Here is an 18,849-nt window from a genome sequence, read left to right on the forward strand (position 1 = left end):
TATATCCACTACTACAACCATGATCGGATCAAACAAAAACTAAAGGGATTGAGCCCAGTGCAATACCGAACTCAATCCCTTCTGGTAACCTAACTAAACTGTCCAACTTTTGTGGGTCAGTTCAATTGCGAGGCTTTTTTTATTCTTGTCTATTTTTTCTTACTGATTTCAGCTTTTTTCTATTGAGTTAGAACGGCTCATATCCACCAGAAGAGTAGCCAACTGATCCCATCGCCAAGTTATCAAACTTGGTGTACGGGCCTTGCCAACTTAAGCGCACAGTACCAATTGGTCCATTACGCTGCTTACCAATAATGATCTCCGCCATACCTTTGTCCTGCGTGGTATCTGGGTGATAAACCTCATCACGATAGATAAACATAATTAAGTCGGCGTCCTGCTCGATCGCGCCCGACTCACGCAAGTCAGACATGATTGGACGTTTATTAGGCCGTTGTTCAAGGCCACGATTTAACTGTGACAACGCAACTACTGGGCACTGCAATTCTTTTGCAAGGGATTTGAGCGAGCGAGAGATCTCAGAAATCTCCGTTGCACGGTTCTCAGAACCAGAGCCGCTCATCAACTGCAAGTAATCAATTACGACGAGACCAAGTGTTCCACCAAAGTTACGAGCAATACGGCGTGCGCGTGCACGCAACTCTAAACTTGAAAGAGCACCAGTCTCATCAATCAAAATTTGGGTATTACTTAAGCGGGCGATCGCATCTGTAACGCGCGGCCACTCATCATCCTGCAACTTACCAGTACGCATACGACCTTGGTCAACGCGCCCTACCGAGCCCAGCAAACGAGCTGCTAATTGCTCACCCGACATCTCCATAGAGAACACTACAACCGGCAATCCTTCGGCTAGTGCGACGTTCTCTGCAATATTGAGTGCAAATGCAGTGTTGTGGGTCACTACGTAATCATTGGTTACGTAGGTTCTATCTGGGTGGCTAACAGAGATGCATTGAGCCTCAGCAACTCTAGATGGCTCAATACTCTTAAATGAAAGTCTACGTTGGCGATCCCAAGTTGATCTAAGTCTTTCCTTCTTTTCAGGCAAAGTAAACGCTTGAAAGCCAGGGCCAAAACTCATATTTAGCACATAAGATAGGCGTCCCTGCTTCTTCTCACCCTTATAGGTATAGCTTGTTTGCTTATGAGCGATTGAGCAAAAGCCACCCAATGATCTAGCCAAAGAGGCAACGTCCTCTGACAACTGCTTACTTGAAGTACAAAAGCGAATCGAGCCCCACTTCTCAATCCAGCCATCAGTGTCCATCAGACCCTGAAACAGTGCGAGACGAGAAGTCTTATTTGCCTCAAGATAAGTAGCAGGAATATATTTATCAAAACTCCTGCAGCCCAACACACCTATATCTTGTAAGGCAGAGCGGAAATAATTTGTTGGCACTGACTGACGTTGGCCATTGGCAGCAATTCTGGTTTTGGAAACCAATCTCCAGTCATATGCATTGGCATGAACCAACTCCATCTCATATCCGGCTAACGCATTCATACGCTCAATCAGCTCTGGAGACTTGGTCGAGAACATGACGCTGCCATGGGATAAGGCTAAAGTTCCATCTCCGAGTAATGCACCCAAAACCCATGGGTTAATTGGCAATGCATTTGAGTGACCAAAATCACCCGAGACAGGATCTATCCACAGACGATTCTTGTAGCGAACACAGGAAAGCATTTCCATTAAACGTGCAGTATTAATCACTTTGGGAGCATCCCAATCGCGGTACATGACACGCCATAAATGCTCATCACAGCACTCAGCCTCACGACCATCAGAAAAAATAACTTTGTATATCTGCTTTACACCCTGCGGGTAGATGCCAGTGACCATAGAATGCCGGCCATCCACAGAAGCGAGGCGATCACCAAAACGTAAATCCCCCATTAACTTCCAGCCATCCACCGTTTTGACTTTTGCATCTAGCGGCTGCGCCTTACCCATCGACGGTCTTCCAGCAACAATCACTAAGTCGCCCTTTTGCAGACCGCTAGTTTGCTTATCTAGGTCAATGAAGCCAGTTGCAATGCCGGTGATGTCGCTTCCGCCCTGACGGTTATAGAGCTCATCAATACGAGCGACAACCGTTTTGAGCAAGGGCTCAATCTCGAGGTAATCGGCTTTGCGACTACCCTCTTCACCGATTTGTAAAATGCGTGATTCAGCTTCATCCAAGAGCGTTCTCACTGAACGGCCCTCTGGAACAAATGCAGAGTTCACGATGTTGTCAGACACTTCGATTAGGCGACGCAGAATACTGCGGTCACGAACAATGTCGGCATAGCCTTTAATGTTCGCTGCACTTGGAGTGCTTTGCGCTAATGAATTAAGGTAATCAATCCCAACTAAATCACCACCCTGTTCGGACTTAACAGCCTCATGAACAGTAATGACGTCAGCAGGATGATTGTCGCCAACTAAACGCTGAATGACCTTATAGATCAGAGCATGTTCAGGGCGATAGAAATCTTTATCAGTTAACACTCCACCCAGGCGATCCCAGGCTGTGTTGTCGATCAGTAGACCGCCGAGCAAAGATTGCTCGGCTTCTACAGAATGCGGCGGTACTTTTAAAGCCTGCAAGGCTGCATCCCCAGAACCCATCATGCCAGGATTTGACATAAGAGAGCGTGAGCGGGATTCAGCCATGAGGCTAGCTTACAGATCTAAAACTTACGCTTGCTCACCAACTACGCGGATAGTGATGTCAGACACTACATCGGTATGAACAGCTACCGCTACAGGGTGATCACCAACCATCTTCAACGGGCCAGTAGGCATACGTACAGAAGCTTTTTCAATTACAAAGCCTTTAGCTTTCAAAGCATCAGCGATGTCATGATTGGTTACAGAACCAAACAAACGACCGTCAACACCCGCTTTTTGACCGATTTCAAGAACCAAGTCTTTGAGCTTTGTGCCAACCGCTTCAGCAGCAGCCAATTTCTCAGCAGCTAATTTTTCCAACTCAGCGCGACGTACTGCAAAGTCAGCGATAGCTGTTTCAGTTGCACGACGAGCTTTGCGTTGTGGGATTAGGAAATTACGAGCGTAACCGTCTTTAACACGAACGATGTCACCGAGGTTGCCCAGGTTAATTACTTTTTCTAAAAGAATGATTTGCATTGAGGGCTCCCAATTATTTCTTGTGTTGATCGGAGAATGGCAACAAAGCCAAGTAACGAGCACGCTTAATAGCAGTGTCTAACTGACGCTGATATTTAGCTTTTGTGCCTGTCAAACGTGCAGGAGTGATCTTGGCGTTTTCGCCAATGAAATCCTTCAATGTGTCTACATCTTTGTAGTCAATCTGTTCTACGCCAGCAACAGTGAAACGGCAATAACGCTTACGCTTGAACAATGGGTTCTGAGCTGGTTTCTTTTTGAAATCGGGTTTCTTTCCAAACGCCATGATGATTTCCTCTTTAATTTTTCAATTGAATATGGGTGATATGGAAAACAAGTCTTTGATTACGTAGAGTCTTGGGTGCTAAGAATCCCTCAAACACTGCCTCGGCTCCTAAATCCATTTGCTCCAAGCCCTTTTGTATCGGACCTATTGCCATGGCTTCAACACTCATCTGAATTTTCCTTGCGTTTCCTACCTCGCTTACTTCGCCGCTATGTTCTAGCTGGCAATGCATCACCGGTATTCCTGCTGGTGTAAATCGAATCGCGTCTTTAGCTACCAAGAATGCAGTTAGGGTGAAATGATTCAACGCCGCTCCGTCACTCTGATACGTTTTCTAGTCTGTGTATTCCTCTTCAAATTTCTAACTTAAGCCGCTGCTACAGGAGCGTCGGATTGAGCTGATTTGCGCGCTTCTTCACGTTGCACTTCTTTCATCATGATGGAAGGCTCTGTTTCAGCTTTCTTAGTCTTGATGATGAGGTGACGCAAAACAGCATCGTTAAATTTGAATGCGTGCTCGAGCTCGTCCAGAGTTTTCTGGTCGCACTCAATATTCATACAAACGTAATGGGCTTTAGCAAGTTTGTCGATCATGTAAGCCATCTGACGACGACCCCAATCTTCCATACGATGAATTTTGCCGCCAGCAGCAGCTAGTGTCGCTTTGTAGCGATCGATCATCGCAGGCACTTGCTCGCTTTGGTCCGGGTGGACGATAAAGACGATTTCATAATGACGCATCTAACACTCCTTAAGGATAAAGTCACCTGGGCGTCTTGCTAACTTCCGATGGTTTTAAAGTTAGCGCCAGTGTGACAAGGTAGTAACAAATTGTAGGTAAAACTAACTACAGAAATTGACAACTTTTAAGTCCTTACCGAATTTCGGGTAAGTCCGCTATTCTAGCAAAAAAATCCTGCCAAGTCAGGGGTTTACCAGCTTTATTTGCCTGCTTTGCCGCATTTAAAGCCAATTGGAGCGCAATTCTCGCCCTAGGTGCAGTCAATGCCCCAGATGCACAGCATCCAGGGGCATCAAGCTCAGGAATGTTTCGCAAAGTAGCGCCTGCACCGGTTCTAGTTGTTCTCACCAAGGCAATTCCTTGAGCCATTGCCTCATCTAAAGGCTTCATCCATGCATCATGAAAGCCGCCATGGCCTGACCCAGCGAGCACAAAGCCCTGTACAGCGCTACCGAGCCACAGCTGGATAGTTTCAGGCCGTGCGCCTGCATGGCTTGTCAGAATTTCAACCCATGGCCATTCAGCTTCCAGAGGAATGGGTAAATCCTCATTCCAGGCAGCCTGTACAGCCTTGACGCCAGACAACCAAGAAGGATTAATGAGGCCCACTGAGCTTGATGGGGCGTCTTGCAACGGAGCATTAAGGGCTGTAGCGTGGCGCTTAGCCAGATCAAGCGCCATACATCCACGCCCGTCCATAACCGCATAGATGCCACCAGGACAGTTATCAATGGATGTAGAAGCCCAGCGCAAGGCATCCAATAGATTGGAAGGACCGTCAGCCCCAGGCGCATTACTTGGCAGCATTGCCCCCGTCAAAATGACCCGCTTGCCTTGTGTCAGAGCCAGCTTTCCACAAGTTGCTTGCAAAAATAAGCCTGTTTCTTCAATCGTATCTGTGCCGTGGGTGATCACAATCCCCTTCACGGCAATATCCAAGAGAGCCTCCCTAACTGCAAGCCCTAGCTCGGTGAGATGGGCATCAGTCAAATTGCGACTATTGATGTTTGCCACCTGACGTGACACTAGCTTGACCCCCTCAGGGACGACTGACTGAACCTGCGCCACCAATGCATCAACCCCTACCTGGCCAGCCTGGTATTGGAGAGGGCTTTCTTCAGGGTTTGGCGCGAGGCCCGCAATGGTGCCTCCCATGCCTAAAACCAGAAGGTGTGGAGTATTTTCAGAAATGCTGGGTTTTGAGCTCATTCCTCCATTATCCGCCTCCAAATTGCTTGAATATTCAAATAGTGCTGTATACAATCCCAGTATGGACATAAATACAGTCGATTTTCAAGAGGAGCTGACTACCCTCCCCAAACTCACCTCACGTCAAAGTGAGATTTTGGAGTTAATCACCAAGGCCATTGATGAAAGTGGCTCACCTCCAACGCGCGCTGAGATTGCAACGCAACTAGGTTTTGCTTCTGCCAACGCAGCTGAAGAACATTTACGCGCCCTGGCAAAAAAAGGATATATCGAGCTGACGCCAGGAACCTCGCGCGGAATTCGGATTCCACAACGCTTTAACCAGACGCACAATCCAAACAAATATCGTCAGATGTCTTTACCTTCTGGCGCGCTTCAGCAACTTACATTGCCACTCATTGGTCGTGTTGCCGCAGGCTCTCCAATCACAGCTATCGAGCACATTGAAAAACAAGTGCCGATTGATCCAAGTTTATTTAGCAAAGGTGCTGATTACTTATTAAAAGTAGTTGGTATGAGTATGCGCGATGCCGGAATTTTGGATGGCGACTATCTTGCAGTAAGAAAAACTTCTGAAGTACGCAATGGCGATATTGTGGTTGCGCGCCTAGACGATGAAGTCACAGTGAAGCGCTGGAACCAAAAGAAGACTGCGGATGGCATGGTTATTGAATTACAAGCCGAGAACCCAGACTTCAAAAATATTTTGGTAGATAGACGTCAACCGAACTTTGCCGTAGAGGGTCAGGCTGTTGGCCTAATCAGGGCTGGCGGCCTCTAAGCCACCCAGGCTGATAAAACATAAGGCCTCGTTCAGAGGCCTTTTTCTATTGCTGACTGATGTAGCTTTTACTATTTCTTAGTCGGTGCAACAACGTTTGCATTTTTTGGCGATGCTGTAATCGTGATGATTGTTTTGGGTCCGCCAAATGATCCTTCATTCACCTCGATGGTTGAAGTGCGATCACCTTTAGTGAAAACCAAAATACTGGTTTTTGATTTCACAGCGCTCACAGTCGTCCAACCCACTTTAGGATATTCGGCTTGGAAGAAAGCATAAATATCGGTTGGAGATTGAACGCCAGACAAAACAACTCTACCGACCCAGTTATCACCACGACCAATAATTAAAGAATCTGAACCAATAATTTTTGATGCTGCTGGCAAGGGCATGTCACCCAAAAGTTGCGACTGAATTTCTTGGACTTCACTAGGCGTGCCAGTTGGGGAATCGCCTGAAGATGCGCAGGCAACCAAGAGCGCAGATAGCACTAAAGCTGATGCAATTAATTGGATTCGTTTCAGTTGGATCATGTTCTTGCCCTGGTAATCAATCTAAATTACTGGAGGCGCGTGAGGGAATCGAACCCCCGTACGAAGCTTTGCAGGCTCCTGCCTAACCACTCGGCCAACGCGCCATATGCTTGAATCAAAAATGGGAAGCTTTTTAGGGCTTCCCATCGAACTTGGAGCGGGAAAGGAGGTTCGAACTCCCGACCTATACCTTGGCAAGGTATCGCTCTACCAGCTGAGCTATTCCCGCATAACAGGGCAGTAGTTTAACAAACTATTTGGGAGGACGCATTATTTATGAGTAAGCCTAAAAATATATGAGACTCACACTTCAACCAAACCCTTATCAGCCATGGGTTTGTGGCGTTTATTTAGCCTTATCTACCAGCTGAGGTAAAGCCTTTTTCATGTAATAGAACATGGACCAAAGCGTCAAAAAGCATGCAATCCAAATGAGCCAAGTGCCAACCTTTGCGCAATTGAGCCATCCAAATAAAGTGTCATTTAGTAATAAAAATGGAATAGCTACAAGTTGAGCGGTAGTTTTTAGCTTACCGACCATGTGTACAGCAACGCTTTTTCCAGCACCCAAGAGCGCCATCCACTCTCTTAATGCTGAGATAGTAATTTCACGACCAATAATGATCAAAGCCACCCAGACTTGGACACGATCCATATTAAGCAGAACCAGCAATGAAGCAGCCACAATTAATTTATCGGCTACTGGATCTAAGAATTGGCCAAATGCTGACTCTTGCTTCATGCGTCTAGCCAAAAATCCATCTAGCCAATCAGTGACAGCCGCAAACACAAAAATAATGGTGGCAGTCAAATTCTGGTCGAAGGGGGTAAGCCAGTTACTGGGCAAGTAGAACACTGCAACGACCAGTGGAATTGCGGCAACGCGCAACCAGGTCAGGGCAATGGGTAGATTAAAAGGCATGACTCAAGCATAAACCAATGTGAGCCCGCTGGGAAATCAATGAAGTTGTTTATAGATTTGCTCGGCCAATGCGGTGGATATTCCCTCAACACTAGATAGCTCTTCAATAGTGGCATTGGAAACACCACGCAAACCCCCAAAACGAGCGAGCAATTTTTGACGCCTCTTAGCGCCAATCCCTTCAATCTCCTCCAATTGGGAAACCGTTCTGGCTTTTGCTCGCTTTGCACGCATGCCAGTGATAGCAAAGCGATGTGCCTCGTCACGTATCTGCGCCACCAGCAACAAAGCAGCGCTATCAATACCAAGCTCGAGTGATTGACGTCCATCCGCAAAGATCAGGGTCTCTAGACCCACCTTACGACCCTCCCCTTTGGCAACGCCAACAATCAATCCAATATCCATACCGAATTCAGAAAGGACTTGTCTTGCCATTTCAACCTGACCTTTACCACCGTCGATCAATATGACTTGCGGCATCTTCTCAACAGGGAGTTCTTGAAAGTTTGCGTAACGGCGTTGCAAGACCTGACGCATTGCTGCATAGTCATCACCCGGTGTAATGTCATTGATATTAAATCGGCGGTATTCGCTAGGCTGCATCGCATTTTTGGAATACACCACACAAGAAGCTTGGGTGGCCTCACCAGAGGTATGGCTAATATCAAAACATTCAATGCGCAATTGCTCAAGACTTTCTAATTCCAAAGCTAAGACATCCGCTAGCGCTCTTGCTCTTGCTAGTTGGCCGCCCGTCTCCACCAAACGCTTTGCGATCGCAATCTTGGCATTACCTTCAGCCATAGCCAACCAATGACGTCTCTGACCTTGTGGCTGGTGCAAGAAGGTAATACGCTTGCCAGCTTGTGCATTCAATAAATCGTGCAAACCTTCCGGGGCTGATTGCTCAGAAGCATCTTCAACACCTTCTTCAGGAGCTGCAATGTCATCAACCAGCTTTCTCAGGGGATGATTCAGAATCAGTACGGGCGGAATTAAATTGGTAGTTGCCTCACCATCGCCTGACTTCTCCTCCAAATAATGCTGGGCAATAAATGCTTCTAGAATTTCAGCTGGTGGCGGCAGTTCTCCAGACGTTGAGCGCAAGCCCTTAGGGAAGTAAGCGCGATCACCTAAATGGCGACCGCCACGAATCATTGCCAGATTGACGCAGACCACGCCCTCCATTTGAGCAACAGCTATCACATCCACATCGCCCTCACCATCGGCAACGGTATCCATCGACTGTTGTTGTAAGACACTCGAAAGATCTGCAATGCGATCCCTCAACACTGCAGCCATTTCAAATTCCATGGCGTCACTGTAGGCGTGCATTTTCTTTTCAAGCTCAGAAAGCACGCGACTATGATCGCCTTCTAAAAAACGGGTTGCTTGGGCTACATCCTGCCCATACTGCTCTGCGTTTAGACGACCAACACAAGGCGCACTGCAGCGATGAATTTGATGCAACAAACATGGACGACTGCGGTTTTTAAATACAGAGTCTTCGCAAGTTCTCAGGCGAAATACTTTCTGCAAAATCTGCACACTATTACGCACCGCCCATGAATTAGGAAATGGGCCAAAGTAATGATTACGCTTATCCGTTTTTCCTCGATATGAGGCCAAGCGAGGAAATTGATGCCCCGTCAACATGACGTAGGGATAGGACTTATCATCTCGAAAGAGAATGTTGAATGGAGGAGCCAACTCCTTGATGAGATTGTTCTCTAGAATTAAGGCTTCGGTTTCTGAGCGTGTTACTGTAGTTTCGTAGCGGGCAATTTTTCCCACCATCAGCTCTATTCGTGGTGAAAGCTGAGTTCGCTGAAAGTAACTAGATACACGCTTTTTGAGGTTGCGCGCTTTACCGACATACAAAATATGTCCCGCCTCATCAAAGAAGCGATACACCCCCGGCAATCCGGGTAGCCGTTTAACATCCTGCTGAAGGGTTTCAAAAAGCGAATTGCTCATGCGTTGGGATATTTTCTGTCAAATCGTAGACAACTATGGTGATGCTGGTGTTTGCTGGCGTCTAGCAAGAAGCTTAACAAGTCTTCATGGACAAGACGTGCGCATTTTCTGTGACGATCTGCCAACCCTTAATTTACTCGCTTCTGGGGTAGATCCGGAAATCAAGCGCCGTATCGATATCCAGCCCTGGGAAGCAAGTCATCACAATAGCCGCCATCCGGTAGAAACCCCTGACGTGGTGATTGAAGCATTCGGGTGCGACCTGCCTGAGCGCTACCTTGCGGGCCTACTGATTGCCCCCAAAAAACCCATCATCATCAATCTAGAGTATTTGAGTGCGGAGCCCTGGATTGTGGACTTTCATCAGAAGCCATCCCCTCAAGCCCACGGCATTCCGAAGTACTTCTTCTTCCCAGGCTTCCAGAAGAATGCGGGCGGTATTTTGATTGACCCAATCCCTAAGGAGCAATCACTGACTGCACAATGGATTCCCAAAAGCCTCGAGGCCAGTTGGAAGCTATTGCGACCCAATACAAAACGTATCAGCGTTTTTTGCTACCCAGGAGTGCCGCTCCTGAAATGGTTGGAGGATCTGGCCACCTTAGATGAGAACTTCGACATTGTTTTGACACATGGTCAACGCGAGCAATTGCAGTTCAGCTCTGCCCACCCTACTCAGCCACTTGCTTTGCCCGACTCCATTCAGTTGATCTCGATTCCTTTTGTTTCTCAAGATGAATACGATTGGGTGCTTCCACAATGCGACTTCAATATCGTTCGAGGTGAAGATTCTTTTGTTCGAGCGCAGTTAGCTGGCAAGCCCTTCATTTGGCATATCTACCCCCAGGAAGATGGCGCTCACAAAACTAAGTTGGCTGCATTTTTAGATCTCTACCTCGAAGATGCATCACAAGAGCTTAAACACGCTGTAATAGCTGCGATGACTTGGGCAATGCCTAGCGAGTGGTATCAATCTATAGATGAATGGACCACCCATTCCAAGGCTTGGCGAGCAGATTTACTTGAAAAACAAGCTGACGGTGGCCTTGCTGCCCGTCTAATGGGCTTTGTAGCCTGATCTTGTGCGAAATCTGCCTGCGGGCGGTTACAATCTTGTTTTTGATAAAAACCGCAGAAAATCAGCTCTGCACCCAGGAATAGCAAGATGAAAACAGCACAAGAACTCCGCGTTGGTAACGTAGTAATGATCGGCACTGATGCCATGGTCGTTTTAAAAGCAGAATACAGCCGCTCAGGCCGCAACTCTTCTGTTGTAAAAATGAAATTTAAGAACTTGTTAACTGGTGCGCCCAACGAAGGCGTATTCAAAGCAGATGACAAGTTTGATGTAGTGATCTTAGATAAGAAAGATTGCACCTACTCTTACTTCGCAGATCCAATGTATGTATTTATGGATACTGAATACAACCAATACGAAGTTGAAGCTGAATTCATGGGAGATGCATTGCATTACCTTGAAGAAAGCATGCCTTGCGAAGTCGTGTTCTACGAAGGTAAAGCACTCTCAGTAGCAATGCCAAACTCTTTGGTACGTGAAATCATTTACACAGAGCCAGCAGTTAAAGGTGATACCAGCTCAGGCAAGGTATTGAAGACTGCAAAATTGGCTACTGGCTATGAATTGCAAGTTCCATTGTTCTGCAACACTGGTGACAAGATTGAGATCGATACTCGCACTGGTGAATATCGTAGCCGCGCTAACTAATTAGCTCGCTCGATAGCAAAAAGCCCGGCATGCCGGGCTTTTTTATTGCCTAAAGTACTTGCCTACCACCTAGGCAATTAGTTTTAGCTGCTGGAGCAAGCCTTTGGCATGTTGATACTGCGCTTCAGACTGCAACTCATCCCAGGCTGGAGCTGTGGCAGTTGGCATCAAGCGGTTTAATCGAATAGCAGACTCCGCTTGTTTTGCTTTTGAAACTTTCAACTGACTTAGCAATTGATCTGCGAGATCAGGACGATTGCAAATCAACACTGCATCGCATCCCGCCTCCAGCGCCATATCCGCACCCTTAACCACGGACCCGGCAACGCTCGCACCCTCCATTGAAAGGTCATCACTAAAGATAACGCCTTCAAAGCCTAACTCTTGACGGAGAATGGAATGCAACCAAACCTTAGAAAATCCGGCTGGATTCTTATCGACTTTTGGATAGATCACATGGGCCGGCATCACTGCAGTCAAACTGAGGTCTAACCACTCATAAGGCTTGGCATCGTCATTCAGAATTTGCTTCAACGGACGCTCATCCACCGGAATGGCCACATGAGAATCCGCTTCCGCCCAGCCATGGCCCGGGAAGTGCTTACCGCAGTTCGCCATACCTGCAAGGCGCAGGCCTTCATTCAGACTCTTAGCCAAAGCAAAAGTAATTTGCGGATCACGACTAAATGCGCGATCCCCAATGACACCGCTGCGACCAAAATCGAGATCTAGAACCGGGGTAAAACTAAAGTCCACACCGCAAGCACGCAACTCGGCGGCCAGGATATAACCGCAAGCTGTTGCAGCTGCCATCGCAATCGCAGCTGATTCAGCGGAATGAGATGACTTATTTTTAGAACCCCAAAGCTCACCGAGCTTACGCATAGCAGGCAAATGGGTAAAGCCATCGGCCCTGCAGCGCTGAACACGTCCACCCTCATGATCAATCGAGATCAATACGTCTGAACGGAGTTTTTTGATTTCTGCAGTGAGTTTGGTGAGCTGCTTGCGATTAGCAAAGTTTCTGCCAAATAAAATTACACCGCCAGTAAGCGGGTGCAAGATGCGACGACGATCTTCTGCATTTAACTCAAGACCAACAACATCCAAAGTAACTGGGCCCGGTTTCATAGTCGACTTAGTCATGTATTCCTCGAAATTTTTTGTTTTATATATTTCAGATGCTTGTTTATTTTTGAACAACGATGACATGAGCTATTGCCATATCTTGCTCGTCACTCACAGTGACCTGAGCTTCCCAATTTTTGTCCTGCATAAATTGTGCGAGTGCGCCTAAATATGATGTCACTGGCTTACCACTGGGATCATTGAGCGTTTGCAGCGATCTCCAGGTCATAGGCATTCTCATGCCTAGGCCGATTGCTTTGGAGAACGCTTCTTTAGCTGCAAAACGGGTTGCCAAAAATGCAATGCCCCGCTGATGATTTCTAGCTAAACGCTGCTTAAAGATGATCAACTCATCTGGACCAAGCACCTTCTCCGCCAAGCGACCATTGGTGCGGTCGTAGGCAGCTTGAAGGCGCTCGATTTGCAAAATATCCGTGCCAATACCGATGATCATTTGTGGATCTTTACTTGGAAGAGTTTGCTCTACCCTGAGCCATCAGAGTTTTCATATCCACAATGGCTTTTTGCCAGCCCTTAAATAAGGCCCCAGCAACAATGGCATGTCCAATATTTAACTCAGAGAGTTCTTCAATGGCGGCGACCGGCATCACATTGCCCTCGTGCAGGCCATGGCCCGCATTTACTCTCAAGCCAATGCTCTTGCCAAACTGAGCCGCTTTTCGAATGCGCTCCAGCTCTTGAGTCTGCCGCTCACCAGAGAGGTCGGCATAGCGTCCGGTGTGCAGCTCCACTACCGTAGCACCAACATCTTTAGCGGCTTGAATTTGCTTTTCTTCAGGATCAATAAATAATGACACCCGAATGCCCGCATGAATTAATTGGGTAGTTGCAGCTTTCACAGCATCAAAGTGACCCAATACATCTAGACCGCCCTCCGTTGTGACCTCTTCACGCTTTTCAGGAACAAGGCAAACGTCGTGAGGCTTTACTTGGCAAGCGATATTGATCATCTCCGGAGTAACGGCGCACTCCAGATTCATGCGTGTCTGAATGAGTGGGCGCAAAGCCAACAAATCGGCGTCTTTAATATGGCGACGATCCTCGCGTAAATGCAGAGTAATAAGATCAGCACCCGCCTCTTCAGCCAAACGCGCCGCCCTTAAAGGGTCAGGGTACACGGTGCCACGCGCATTGCGTAAGGTGGCGACGTGGTCAATGTTAATGCCTAATTCAAGGGGGCTGGAATGACTCATGCTTGTAGATTACTAGATTTTCTTGAGATCAATCAAAATCTGACGGGTAGTTAACACTTGATCCTGGAGATGGAGCCCCAATAGAAAGCGCATCAGTTGCTTGCTTTCCGATAGGGTCTCAGCATCAGAGAAATTTCCCGCAGCAATTGCCAGGAGAGATTTACCGCTTAAGACCGGCCAATGTCCGGGATCATCCCCTTGTGCTGGCCTGACACCGCGCTCTGGCTGATAGACATACTGCTCATCGGATATAGGGGCACTATTCGTTTCGACACAGCGATCCAGCGCTGCCGCATAACCCGTCTCTTGTAATAGGGTTAGCTCAAAAGGCCGCAGAATTTCTTCTAAGCCCTTAGATTCAAATTCGAGATTAGATAAAGCAGAAATCGTATCGGTGTAATGGTCGTAGAGTTTTTCATAGTCGTCTTCACGCGCGAGAAACTTGACCAACAACTCATTGAGATAAAAGCCGCAGAGCAGCGCATCACCCACTAGTGAAGGGGTACCACCAACCCACTCTGACTTCGTTAAAGTCCGTAATTCAGACTTCCCGCTCCATGAAACGAGCAAGGGCTGAAAGCGCTGTAAGACTGGACGCAATACCGAGTGTGGGCGCTTCGCACCCTTCGCAATCAAGGCCATACGACCATGCTGACGCGTAAAGACATCCAGAATTAAGCTGGTTTCCTTGTAAGGAATGCTGTGCAATACAAAAGCGGGTTCGTCAGCAACACGAATGGAGGCCATGAATAATTACTCTAGACCTTGCGCCCGTAATTCAGCGCGATCATCTGCCCAGCCACGTTTGACCTTTACCCAAGTCTCCAGGAAGACCTTGCCATCAAAGAGCTTTTCCATATCAATGCGGGCATCGGTAGAAATCTTCTTCAGTCGCTCACCCTTGGCGCCAATAATCATCGCCTTGTGGCTATCACGGTCAACCAAAATTGTTGCTGCGATACGGCGCATCTTGCCATCCATCTTGAACTGATCAATTACAACGGTACTGGTGTAAGGCAACTCTTCACCTGTAAAGCGGAAGACCTTCTCACGCAGGATCTCAGCGGCCAAGAAGCGCTCACTGCGATCAGTGATGGTATCGCCATCGTATACTGCTGGCGCCTCTGGCAAGTAACCCTCCAGAACGTCCAGTAATCTTTCAACATCCCCAGGGCTCTTGGCGCTCATCGGCACGATTTCAGCGAACTCAGACTTCTGATCTTCGTGGCCACCTAATTCACACCAAGGGCGGGCCATCTCTTTAATAAAGTTCAGTAGCGCCTGATCACGTTCAGAAGGAGTCTGAAAGCGACTATTAAATAGATCTAATTTATTTAGAACCAAGACAATCGGTAAGTCATCTGGCAGTAATTTCAAAACCTTCTTGTCATCTTCACCAAAGTAACCAGCCTCAACTACAAAGCAAGCTACATTCACATCTTGCAGAGCTGTAGTTACCGTGCGGTTGAGTGCCTTATTCAACGTATTCATTAAACGCGTCTGAAAGCCTGGCGTATCAATGAAGATGAACTGCGCCTCTTCACGATTCTGAATACCCAAAATACGGTGACGCGTCGTTTGTGCTTTACGAGAAGTAATACTGATCTTCTGACCAACCAAAGCATTCAAGAGGGTTGATTTGCCCATATTGGGACGGCCAACAATGGCGATAGTGCCGCATCTAAACACGATTAGCCCTTCAGCTTAAGATTTAACTGCTCTTCGGTTGCTACTTTTTTTGCTGCTTTCTTTTTAGCCGACCGAGTCTTTTTAGGTTTACCTAGCGCTTGTGGCAAGGCTTTTAATGCGGCGATTAAAGCAATCTTCGCAGCTGCCTGCTCTGCTGCACGTCTAGACGCGCCCTCACCCTTAACCGATACCTTGAGGTTGGGGATTAAACACTCCACCTCAAATTGCTGGTTATGGGCCGCACCGCTTGTGCCAGTAACGTTATAGGTTGGCAATGGCAGTTGATAGCTTTGCAAACACTCTTGCAATAAAGTTTTGTCGTCCTTACCCAATGTTTTGGGATCAACATTGGCCAGAATGATGGAATAGAGTTTGCGCAAACAAGTCTTGGCAGCATCAAACCCGCCATCTAAGAATATTGCACCAGTGACTGCCTCAAGCGTGTCGGCCAAAATGGATGGGCGGCGAAAGCCTCCACTCTTCAGCTCGCCTTCACCTAAGCGAAGGTAGTCAGACAGCGATAGAGTTTGGGCAATCTCATAGAGCGCTTGCTGCTTAACTAAATTAGCCCTCACGCGCGAGAGATCACCCTCATCTAGATCTGAATAACGCTCATAAAGCATTTCAGCGACGACGCAATTGAGAATGGAGTCGCCCAAAAATTCCAAGCGCTCATTATTTTTCTTACTGTGACTACGATGCGTTAGAGCTTGATTCAGTAGCTCTAGTTTTTTAAACGTGTAGCCCAGTTGCGCTTGTAGCGGTGCGGTTTCGATGACGGCGCGGGCGTTCATGACTTTATTCGAAGCCGCCAATGCGACCCAGATTTCCGAGATTTAACCAAACAAAGAATGCCTTGCCAACAATATTTTTATCCGGCACGAATCCCCAATAACGAGAATCGGCACTGTTATCGCGGTTATCGCCCATGGCAAAGTAATGCCCCGCAGGTACCTTACATGTAAGGCCAGCATTGATATATTGGCAATTTTCAAATCCAGGAAAACGTTCCGCAGGGAACATGCCGGCAGGACGATCAGGATCATTCAGAATCTCATGCTTATTGCCACCTAAATCCGCAGGAAAGGATTCTGCAAACCGTTTGGCATAACGCATATTTTCTGGGTCTAAGTAAGACTCTCCGCCGCTATATTGAAGCGACTGACCATTTACTGTTAACCGTTTATCTTGGTAAGTAATGGTGTCACCAGGCAAAGCTACAACGCGCTTAATGTAGTCAACAGACTCATCACGAGGATAGCGGAATACAACTACATCACCACGCTTTGGAGAGCCTAGTTCAACTACCTTCTGATTGATTACTGGCAAACGAATGCCATAAGTAAATTTATTTACCAGAATAAAGTCACCAATCTGCAGGGTTGGAATCATCGAGCCTGATGGAATTTTGAATGGCTCCACAATAAAAGAGCGCAATACAAATACCGCGCAGATTACCGGGAAGAAACCAGCTGTATATTCCAACCACAACGGCATGCGATCGATACCAGCCATACGTCTTTGCGGAGCAAAGTAGTAACGGTCAGCAATCCAGGCGATGCCCGAAACCACTACCAAGATAAATAGGATGAGCGCAAAGTTCATTAGTCGTCTACCTGCAAAATGGCTAAGAAGGCCTCTTGTGGAATCTCCACATTACCCACCTGCTTCATGCGCTTCTTACCTTCTTTTTGCTTCTCCAACAATTTGCGTTTCCGAGAAATGTCGCCACCGTAACACTTAGCCAATACGTTCTTACGCAAAGCTTTTACGTTTTCACGAGCAACGATGTTGCTACCAATTGCTGCCTGAATAGCAACATCAAACATTTGACGCGGAATAATCCCGCGCATCTTAGCAACCACTTCGCGCCCACGATGCTGACTATTACTGCGGTGAACGATTACCGACAACGCATCAACTCGCTCGCCATTAATCAGGATATCGACCTTCACCACATCGGCCGGACGATATTCTTTGAACTCGTAATCCATGGATGCATAACCACGAGAGATGGATTTCATTTTGTCGAAGAAATCCAAAACAATCTCGGCCATAGGCAACTCATATGTGAGCTTTACTTGGCGACCGAGGTAATTCATATCCATCTGTATGCCACGCTTGCCGACGCACAAGGTAATGATCGCGCCCACGTACTCTTGCGGCATATACAGATTAACTGTCACGATCGGCTCAAGAATCGTATTGATCTTGCTAGCCTCAGGCATCTTCGATGGGTTGTCTACCGACAGGATCGTGCCATCAGATTGCTCTACCTGATACACCACTGTTGGTGCGGTAGTAATGAGATTCATGCCGTACTGACGCTCCAAGCGCTCTTGTACGATCTCCATGTGAAGCAAACCTAAGAAACCGCAGCGGAATCCAAAACCAAGGGCTTGCGAAACCTCAGGCTCATACAAGAGTGAGGCATCGTTTAATTGAAGCTTCTCTAAAGATTCGCGCAGTTGATCGTACTCACTCGACTCTACTGGGTATAGACCTGCAAAAACCTGAGGCTTCACTTCTTTAAAGCCTGGAAGTGGCTCAGTAGCAGGAACTCGGCCTTGCTGCCCAGGAGTATGGGTGACTGTGTCACCCACCTTGGCGGCTTTTAACTCTTTAATGCCGGCAATCACAAAGCCCACCTGACCAGCAGACAGTTCTGGGCGATCTACCGACTTTGGACTAAATACACCAACATGCTCGACGAGGTGGCTTGAGCCATTGGCCATCAAAGTAATTTTTTCTTTTGGCTTCAAGGTGCCGTTCACAACCCGCACCAACATCACCACACCAACGTAGTTATCGAACCAGGAGTCAATGATTAAAGCTTGAAGTGGATCTGCTGCATTACCCTTTGGTGGGGGTACACGAGCAATCATTTCTTCGATGACATCTTGAACGCCTAAGCCAGTTTTGGCTGAGCAGGTCACCGCTTCAGATGCATCAATACCAATCACATCTTCAATTTCTTTTTTGGCGCGCTCAGGATCAGCCTGTGGCAAATCAATCTTGTTAAGTACCGGCACTACTTCAACGCCCAACTCCAGCGCCATATAACAGTTAGCAACCGTTTGAGCTTCAACACCCTGGCTGGCATCTACCACCAACAATGCACCTTCACATGCTGATAGAGAGCGGCTAACTTCATAAGAGAAGTCGACGTGTCCCGGCGTGTCGATCAAATTGATGTTGTAGGTTTTGCCGTCCTTAGATTTATAGGTCAGCGCTGCTGTTTGAGCTTTAATCGTGATGCCACGCTCCCGCTCGATATCCATCGAGTCAAGTACTTGGGCTTCCATTTCACGATCAGATAGACCGCCACAAAGTTGAATAATGCGATCAGCGAGCGTTGATTTGCCGTGATCAATGTGGGCGATGATAGAAAAATTGCGGATTAAATCCATAGCGTCTTATGTGGTCTTCAAAAAACGCCTTGTCAGAACGCACCACAATGATGCGCTGCAAAAAGCCGTCTT

The 18,849-nt window shown here is 47.4% G+C and carries 21 protein-coding genes and 2 tRNA genes; 4 read left to right on the forward strand and 19 right to left on the reverse strand.

Going from position 1 to position 18,849, the window contains the following annotated elements:
• On the forward strand, positions 1–93 hold a 93-nt coding region (locus tag ICN11_RS09775; protein WP_216217838.1), incomplete at its 5' end, for an IS3 family transposase.
• Between the two features lie 94 nt (positions 94–187).
• Here ICN11_RS09775 and dnaB read toward each other — a convergent pair.
• The 6 genes from dnaB to ICN11_RS09805 form a co-directional block, all read right to left on the reverse strand.
• Positions 188–2,683 (reverse strand): replicative DNA helicase, encoded by a 2,496-nt coding sequence (dnaB, locus tag ICN11_RS09780; protein ID WP_370623626.1) that lies wholly within the window; start codon positions 2,681–2,683, stop codon positions 188–190.
• Between the two features lie 24 nt (positions 2,684–2,707).
• Positions 2,708–3,160, reverse strand: coding sequence for a 50S ribosomal protein L9 (rplI, locus tag ICN11_RS09785; protein WP_216230229.1), 453 nt, complete (start codon positions 3,158–3,160; stop codon positions 2,708–2,710).
• Between the two features lie 13 nt (positions 3,161–3,173).
• A complete protein-coding gene (gene rpsR, locus ICN11_RS09790) occupies positions 3,174–3,446 on the reverse strand; it encodes a 30S ribosomal protein S18 (RefSeq protein WP_011902267.1) in 273 nt (90 codons plus the stop codon).
• Positions 3,447–3,459: 13 nt separating this feature from the next.
• Positions 3,460–3,753 (reverse strand): primosomal replication protein N, encoded by a 294-nt coding sequence (gene priB, locus ICN11_RS09795; RefSeq protein WP_216230230.1) that lies wholly within the window; start codon positions 3,751–3,753, stop codon positions 3,460–3,462.
• A 59-nt stretch (positions 3,754–3,812) separates the two neighbouring features.
• Positions 3,813–4,187 (reverse strand): 30S ribosomal protein S6, encoded by a 375-nt coding sequence (gene rpsF / locus ICN11_RS09800; protein WP_015421573.1) that lies wholly within the window; start codon positions 4,185–4,187, stop codon positions 3,813–3,815.
• Between the two features lie 133 nt (positions 4,188–4,320).
• Positions 4,321–5,397, reverse strand: a complete 1,077-nt coding sequence (locus ICN11_RS09805) for an asparaginase (RefSeq protein ID WP_216230231.1) — start codon at positions 5,395–5,397, stop codon at positions 4,321–4,323.
• A 61-nt stretch (positions 5,398–5,458) separates the two neighbouring features.
• On the opposite strand from ICN11_RS09805, the gene lexA reads away from it, so the two are divergent.
• Complete coding sequence (gene lexA, locus ICN11_RS09810; RefSeq protein ID WP_216230232.1) at positions 5,459–6,178, forward strand: transcriptional repressor LexA; 720 nt, start codon at positions 5,459–5,461, stop codon at positions 6,176–6,178.
• Between the two features lie 71 nt (positions 6,179–6,249).
• Here lexA and ICN11_RS09815 read toward each other — a convergent pair whose 3' ends face one another.
• The 5 genes from ICN11_RS09815 to uvrC form a co-directional block, all read right to left on the reverse strand.
• Positions 6,250–6,711 (reverse strand): hypothetical protein, encoded by a 462-nt coding sequence (locus ICN11_RS09815; protein WP_216230233.1) that lies wholly within the window; start codon positions 6,709–6,711, stop codon positions 6,250–6,252.
• Positions 6,712–6,741: 30 nt separating this feature from the next.
• Positions 6,742–6,815 (reverse strand) — tRNA-Cys (locus ICN11_RS09820).
• Positions 6,816–6,864: 49 nt separating this feature from the next.
• A tRNA-Gly gene (locus tag ICN11_RS09825) sits at positions 6,865–6,940 on the reverse strand.
• A gap of 117 nt (positions 6,941–7,057) precedes the next feature.
• Positions 7,058–7,633, reverse strand: coding sequence for a CDP-diacylglycerol--glycerol-3-phosphate 3-phosphatidyltransferase (gene pgsA / locus ICN11_RS09830; RefSeq protein ID WP_216230234.1), 576 nt, complete (start codon positions 7,631–7,633; stop codon positions 7,058–7,060).
• A 36-nt stretch (positions 7,634–7,669) separates the two neighbouring features.
• Entirely contained in the window at positions 7,670–9,610 is a 1,941-nt protein-coding gene (gene uvrC / locus ICN11_RS09835; protein ID WP_216230235.1) for an excinuclease ABC subunit UvrC, read from the reverse strand.
• Between uvrC and earP the strand changes: the two genes are divergently transcribed.
• Positions 9,609–10,688, forward strand: coding sequence for an elongation factor P maturation arginine rhamnosyltransferase EarP (gene earP, locus ICN11_RS09840; RefSeq protein WP_216230236.1), 1,080 nt, complete (start codon positions 9,609–9,611; stop codon positions 10,686–10,688). The two genes, uvrC and earP, sit on opposite strands and share 2 nt — an antisense overlap.
• A gap of 87 nt (positions 10,689–10,775) precedes the next feature.
• On the forward strand, positions 10,776–11,336 hold the full coding sequence (gene efp, locus ICN11_RS09845; protein WP_046330550.1) for an elongation factor P: 561 nt from the start codon (positions 10,776–10,778) through the stop codon (positions 11,334–11,336).
• 69 nt (positions 11,337–11,405) lie between these two features.
• Here efp and nagZ read toward each other — a convergent pair whose 3' ends face one another.
• The 8 genes from nagZ to lepA are packed head-to-tail and all read right to left on the reverse strand — an operon-like array spanning position 11,406 to position 18,777.
• Positions 11,406–12,482 carry a beta-N-acetylhexosaminidase gene (gene nagZ / locus ICN11_RS09850; protein WP_216230237.1) on the reverse strand — a complete coding sequence of 359 codons (1,077 nt, stop codon included), beginning with the start codon at positions 12,480–12,482 and terminating at the stop codon, positions 11,406–11,408.
• A 43-nt stretch (positions 12,483–12,525) separates the two neighbouring features.
• The gene (gene acpS / locus ICN11_RS09855; protein WP_216230238.1) at positions 12,526–12,918 is read right to left on the reverse strand and encodes a holo-ACP synthase; all 393 of its coding nucleotides are present in this window, start codon (positions 12,916–12,918) and stop codon (positions 12,526–12,528) included.
• Positions 12,919–12,928: 10 nt separating this feature from the next.
• Complete coding sequence (pdxJ, locus tag ICN11_RS09860) at positions 12,929–13,678, reverse strand: pyridoxine 5'-phosphate synthase (protein WP_216230239.1); 750 nt, start codon at positions 13,676–13,678, stop codon at positions 12,929–12,931.
• A gap of 12 nt (positions 13,679–13,690) precedes the next feature.
• Complete coding sequence (gene recO / locus ICN11_RS09865) at positions 13,691–14,425, reverse strand: DNA repair protein RecO (protein WP_216230240.1); 735 nt, start codon at positions 14,423–14,425, stop codon at positions 13,691–13,693.
• Between the two features lie 6 nt (positions 14,426–14,431).
• Positions 14,432–15,367, reverse strand: coding sequence for a GTPase Era (gene era, locus ICN11_RS09870; RefSeq protein WP_216180274.1), 936 nt, complete (start codon positions 15,365–15,367; stop codon positions 14,432–14,434).
• 2 nt (positions 15,368–15,369) lie between these two features.
• Positions 15,370–16,161, reverse strand: a complete 792-nt coding sequence (gene rnc / locus ICN11_RS09875; RefSeq protein ID WP_216180271.1) for a ribonuclease III — start codon at positions 16,159–16,161, stop codon at positions 15,370–15,372.
• 4 nt (positions 16,162–16,165) lie between these two features.
• Positions 16,166–16,972, reverse strand: a complete 807-nt coding sequence (lepB, locus tag ICN11_RS09880) for a signal peptidase I (RefSeq protein ID WP_216230241.1) — start codon at positions 16,970–16,972, stop codon at positions 16,166–16,168.
• Positions 16,972–18,777, reverse strand: coding sequence for a translation elongation factor 4 (gene lepA / locus ICN11_RS09885; RefSeq protein ID WP_216230242.1), 1,806 nt, complete (start codon positions 18,775–18,777; stop codon positions 16,972–16,974). The genes lepB and lepA overlap by 1 nt, the downstream gene beginning before the upstream one ends.
• Between the last annotated feature and the right edge of the window lie 72 nt (positions 18,778–18,849).

It is taken from the genome of Polynucleobacter sp. 78F-HAINBA (genome assembly GCF_018882325.1).
In the GTDB taxonomy this organism is placed as follows: Bacteria; Pseudomonadota; Gammaproteobacteria; order Burkholderiales; family Burkholderiaceae; genus Polynucleobacter.

Bases quoted from the DNA above. Each gene is read 5' to 3' on its own strand.
- dnaB (WP_370623626.1), bottom strand. From the start codon at position 2,683: ATGGCTGAATCCCGCTCACGCTCTCTTATGTCAAATCCTGGCATGATG.
- rplI (WP_216230229.1), bottom strand. From the start codon at position 3,160: ATGCAAATCATTCTTTTAGAAAAAGTAATTAACCTGGGCAACCTCGGT.
- rpsR (WP_011902267.1), bottom strand. From the start codon at position 3,446: ATGGCGTTTGGAAAGAAACCCGATTTCAAAAAGAAACCAGCTCAGAAC.
- rpsF (WP_015421573.1), bottom strand. From the start codon at position 4,187: ATGCGTCATTATGAAATCGTCTTTATCGTCCACCCGGACCAAAGCGAG.
- ICN11_RS09805 (WP_216230231.1), bottom strand. From the start codon at position 5,397: ATGAGCTCAAAACCCAGCATTTCTGAAAATACTCCACACCTTCTGGTT.
- lexA (WP_216230232.1), top strand. From the start codon at position 5,459: ATGGACATAAATACAGTCGATTTTCAAGAGGAGCTGACTACCCTCCCC.
- ICN11_RS09815 (WP_216230233.1), bottom strand. From the start codon at position 6,711: ATGATCCAACTGAAACGAATCCAATTAATTGCATCAGCTTTAGTGCTA.
- pgsA (WP_216230234.1), bottom strand. From the start codon at position 7,633: ATGCCTTTTAATCTACCCATTGCCCTGACCTGGTTGCGCGTTGCCGCA.
- earP (WP_216230236.1), top strand. From the start codon at position 9,609: ATGCGTTGGGATATTTTCTGTCAAATCGTAGACAACTATGGTGATGCT.
- uvrC (WP_216230235.1), bottom strand. From the start codon at position 9,610: ATGAGCAATTCGCTTTTTGAAACCCTTCAGCAGGATGTTAAACGGCTA.
- efp (WP_046330550.1), top strand. From the start codon at position 10,776: ATGAAAACAGCACAAGAACTCCGCGTTGGTAACGTAGTAATGATCGGC.
- nagZ (WP_216230237.1), bottom strand. From the start codon at position 12,482: ATGACTAAGTCGACTATGAAACCGGGCCCAGTTACTTTGGATGTTGTT.
- acpS (WP_216230238.1), bottom strand. From the start codon at position 12,918: ATGATCATCGGTATTGGCACGGATATTTTGCAAATCGAGCGCCTTCAA.
- pdxJ (WP_216230239.1), bottom strand. From the start codon at position 13,678: ATGAGTCATTCCAGCCCCCTTGAATTAGGCATTAACATTGACCACGTC.
- recO (WP_216230240.1), bottom strand. From the start codon at position 14,425: ATGGCCTCCATTCGTGTTGCTGACGAACCCGCTTTTGTATTGCACAGC.
- rnc (WP_216180271.1), bottom strand. From the start codon at position 16,161: ATGAACGCCCGCGCCGTCATCGAAACCGCACCGCTACAAGCGCAACTG.
- lepB (WP_216230241.1), bottom strand. From the start codon at position 16,972: ATGAACTTTGCGCTCATCCTATTTATCTTGGTAGTGGTTTCGGGCATC.
- lepA (WP_216230242.1), bottom strand. From the start codon at position 18,777: ATGGATTTAATCCGCAATTTTTCTATCATCGCCCACATTGATCACGGC.